The 4352-nt window shown below is 69.8% G+C and carries 2 protein-coding genes; one reads left to right on the top strand and one right to left on the bottom strand.

The window, feature by feature from the left end; translation table 11 throughout:
- Positions 1 to 133: 133 nt before the first annotated feature.
- Positions 134 to 1165: a phosphogluconate dehydrogenase (NAD(+)-dependent, decarboxylating) gene (gene gnd / locus ACWDU1_RS30060; RefSeq protein WP_450003636.1), complete on the bottom strand. Its 1032-nt coding sequence runs from the start codon at positions 1163 to 1165 to the stop codon at positions 134 to 136.
- 1095 nt (positions 1166 to 2260) lie between these two features.
- On the opposite strand from gnd, the gene ACWDU1_RS30055 reads away from it, so the two are divergent.
- A complete protein-coding gene (locus ACWDU1_RS30055; RefSeq protein WP_450003635.1) occupies positions 2261 to 4255 on the top strand; it encodes a VanW family protein in 1995 nt (664 codons plus the stop codon).
- Positions 4256 to 4352: the final 97 nt, after the last annotated feature.

Here is a 4352-nt window from a genome sequence, read left to right as displayed (position 1 = left end):
TCTATCAGCGGTTTGAGGAGCTGTGGTGAGGTGGGCGGTGCGCGTCAATGTGTCGGGCGCCCCGCGCGCGGTGGGGGGGCCACCCCCCGGGACCGGATCGGGGAGTTCGCGGTCGGGTGGCGTATTCGCCCTTCTATTCGGGGTGCGGCAGCTCGTGGTGTCCGCCGAAGGCCGCGCGCATCGCGGAGAGCGTCTTGTCCGCGTATTCCGCTTCGCCGCGGGAGGCGAAGCGCTGAAACAGTGCGGCCGAGAGCACCGGCGCGGGGACCCCGATATCGACCGCGGCGTCCACGGTCCAGCGACCCTCACCCGAATCGGAGACCCGTCCGCCGAACGCGTCCAGATTCGGGTCGGCGTAGAGCTGTGCGGCGGTGAGGTCCAGCAGCCAGGACGCGACCACCGAACCGCGCCGCCACACTTCGGCGATCTCCCCGATATCGAGGGAGTACCGGTAGTACTCGGGATGTTCGAGCGGGGTCTCCTCGGCGGAGTACTCGGCGGCGGCCCGGTTACCGTAATCGGCCTTGTGCAGGATGTTGAGGCCCTCCGCGTAGGCGGCCATCGCGCCGTACTCGATCCCGTTGTGCACCATTTTCACGAAATGTCCGGCGCCCGCCGGGCCGCAGTGCAGATACCCGTGTTCGGCGGCGGTGGGTTCCCCGGTGCGGCCCGGTGTCCGTGCGGCGGCCTCGACCCCTGGGGCGATCGCGCGCAGCAGCGGGTCGATATGGCGGACCGGTTCGGCCTCGCCGCCGATCATCAGGCAGAAACCGCGTTCGCGGCCGAACACACCGCCCGAGGTGCCGATATCCACGTAGTGGATGCCCAGCGGACCCAATTTCGCGGCCCGGGCGATATCGTCGTGGTAGCGGCTGTTGCCACCGTCGATCACGATATCGCCGGGTTCGAGCAGACCGGCCAGATTGTCGATCACGGCGCCGGTGGCACCGGCCGGGATCATCACCCACACCACCCGCGGGGTGTCGAGCGCGGCCACGAACTCCTCGAGATCGGCGAAACCGCGGAAACCGGCCCCCAGCTCGGTGGCGAGGCCGTCGAGTACATCGGGATGGCGTTCACACCCGGCTGCGGTATGCCCGGCGGCGACGATCCGCCGCACGATATTCGCGCCCATCCTGCCGAGGCCGATCATGCCCAGTTGCATCTCGCGTCCCTTCTCGTCGACAGGGTCCGGATCGCACGTCGCCTCCGATTGTGCCCGCTGCGGGAGAAGGTCCGCCGGATTCGGGTGTAACGACCCGTGCGCGGCGCCGATATACCGGTCGGCTCCGTGTATTCGCCTGACCCCCGACCCGGCGACTACACGGGGCCACTTTGCTGTCCGGAGTCGGATCCCGTCAGGGTGTCGCCAATGAGACGCCGTGATGGCGGCCTGGTGGCGCAGCTGTGATCGATCAGGCACTGAAGATTACAGTTCGGACAACTATCGTTGGCGAAGGCTCGCACCCGGCGAGTCCCCGGAGAGAGCAATTGGGGAGGACGGTTCGTGAGCGGCGAATCGAACACCGACCGCGGCGACAGACGCCCTACCGGTCACCCGCAGCCGGCCGACGGTGACGATCGCCGGCTACCCGATACCGGCCGCTCGCATCGGCAATCGCCCGCGCAACCCGACTCCTCCGACAATGTCGCGCCCGGTTGGCGCGGCGGCAGCTCGTGGTTGAACCCGTCCGCGAACTCCGAATCCGGTACCTCGAACACTTCCGGCCCCCAGCCCGGCCGCCCGGCCGCTTCCCGGGCTCCCGGGTCCGGGGAGGCAGCCGCGCAGACTCCGCCTCCCGGCCCCATCTCCCGGCCGGGTCCGGGAGCCGCCCGGCCCCAGAATCCAGGCCCCGCTCCGCGACCGGGTCCCGGACCGGTTCCGCCTCCCGGTTCGGACCCCCGTCAAAGCGGCGGCCCGTACCCCGGTTCAGGGCCCGCGGTGGGCCCGCAGCCGGGCCCCGCCCCCGTCCCGCAGCCGGGCCCCGCCCCGGTCTCGCGCCCGGGCGACTACTGGGGTCCGAATCCGCACCCAGGTCCCGAGATCGCCCCATACGAGGGCTCGGATCCGCACTCCGGTGAGGCGGCTGCGTACCCGAATCCCGATCCGCATCCCGGAGGAACCGGTCCATACCCGGGCACCGACGCCGGATCAGACGACCCGGATTTCGCGACCCGGCAGTTCGCGCGCCCGCTCCAGACTCCCGCCGCGGGTCCCGGTGACGCACCGCGTCCCCGCCGCGACGACGCCCCGACCGAAGTGTTCGACTCCGAGGCGATCACCCAGCGGCTGTCACCGGGCCCGTCCTCATGGCCCGGACATCCCGACAACCCGACGACCGCCGACGTCCTGGCGGCCGGCGGTTCCGATACGCCCCCGCCGCGTAACCGCTCCCCGCGTCCAGGTGGCCCGGGCGGTTCCGGGGGGTCGGGCGGCGGCCCGCTGTCCGGTGCGCGGACCTGGTTGCGTTCGCCCGGCGCCCGGCGGGTACTGCTGGTCGCCGCGGTGGTCTTCGGGCTCGCCCTCGTCGGCTATATCGCCGACCTGGTCATGACTTCCGGCAAGGTGCCGCGCGGGGTCGAGATCGCCGGCGTGGCGATCGGCGGTATGGACAAGGAAGAAGCCCGCGGCCAGCTCCAGAGCGTGCTGGACGCCCGCTCCGGCGAAACCATCCCGGTGCGGATCGCCGATGTGCAGACCCAGCTGGTGCCCGCCGCCGCCGGGCTCGGCGTCGACTGGGACGCCACCTGGGAGCGTGTCGGCGGTCAGCCGCTCAATCCGGCCGCCCGGCTGCTGTCGTTCGTGGCGACCCGGAAGGTCACGCTCGCGAGTTCGGTCGACGATGCCGCGTTCGGCCGCACGATCGACGAGCTGAAGGTGCACGATCACCCACCGGTCGAGGGCGGTATCGAATTCGAGGGCACCCGGCCGGTCGCGGTCGACCCGACACCCGGCCGCGTGCTGGACGTCGACGCCGCGCGCACCGTCATCACCGACCAGTGGCCGACCGCGAGCAGCCTGGACCTGCCGGTCGTGGACGCCCCGCCCGCGGTGCGCCGCGATGCCATCGAACAGGCACTGCACCAGATCGCCGAACCGGCGGTGAGCGCCCCGGTCGTCTACACGGGCAAGGGCTCGGCCACGGCGACGCTCAATCCGGAACAGATCGCCGAAATCGTCGATTTCGTACCCGACGGTCACGGCGGGCTGCGTGTCGAGTTCGATCACAAGGTCGCCACCGACCTGCTGGCCCCGCAACTCGCCTCGACCGAGGTCGAGCCCAAGGACGCGACCTTCACCTTCTCCGGTGCCCCCACGGTGGTGCCGGCCGTGGTCGGCGACAAGGTCAACTGGGCGAAAACGCTGGAGCAGCTTCCGGTCATGCTGGCCGCCAACGGACCCCAGCGCACCACCGCCGGTATCTACGAACGCATCGAACCCAAACTGACCACCAAGGCCGCCGAAGATCTCGGCATAACCGATGTGATGGGCGAGTTCACCACCGGCGGCTTCACCGGTCCCTCCGGCGTGAATATCCGTACCGTCGCCCAAGAGGTCAACGGGGCGGTCGTCAAACCCGGCGACACCTTCTCCCTCAACGGGCACACGGGGCCGCGCACCGCCGCCGAAGGCTACGTCGAATCCGGCATCATCGACCACGGCCGCCCCAGCAAAGCCGTCGGCGGTGGTATCAGCCAGTTCGCGACAACCCTCTACAACGCCTCGTACTTCGCCGGTCTCGAGGACGCCGGCCACACCGAGCACAGCTACTACATCTCGAGGTATCCGGCGGCCCGCGAGGCGACCGTTTTCGACGGCGCCATCGACCTGCAGTTCCGCAACAACACCCCGCACGGGCTGTACATCCAGGCGTTCGCCGACAGCTCCGAGGTGACGGTGCGGATCTGGGGCACCAAGACCGTGAACGTGGAATCCATCACCGGGGACAAGAGCAAGCCCACCGACCCGGAAACGATCACCCTCCCCGAGGGCGACGATTGCATCGCCTCCCACGGCGCCCCCGGGTTCACCATCTCCGATACTCGCGTGATCACCGATATCAACACGGGTCAGGAGGTCTCTCGCCACACCCGCACCGTCAAATACGATCCGGTGCCCGAGGTGAAATGCGAGAACCCGGACGAGAAAAAGGAAGAGGACAAGCCGGAAGAAGACACCCCGGCGCCCACCACGACCACCCGCCCCAGCACCCCCAGCAGCGATAACGAAGGCCGCCGCCCCAGCAACCGCTGAGGGTGCTGTGTCTTTTGGCGCGGCTTCGCCGCGCGGGGTTCGGCCCCCTGAGCGTCTGCTGTCAGCGCTCGAGACTGGCGGCTGCGCCGCTTTGCTT

The organism is Nocardia sp. NPDC003345, assembly GCF_053589395.1.
Note: the sequence above shows the minus strand (reverse complement) of the source record. Positions and strands in the feature narration are given on the sequence as shown.

Excerpts from the sequence above, each read along its gene's own strand:
- gnd (WP_450003636.1), bottom strand. The coding sequence starts at position 1,165 with ATGCAACTGGGCATGATCGGCCTCGGCAGGATGGGCGCGAATATCGTG.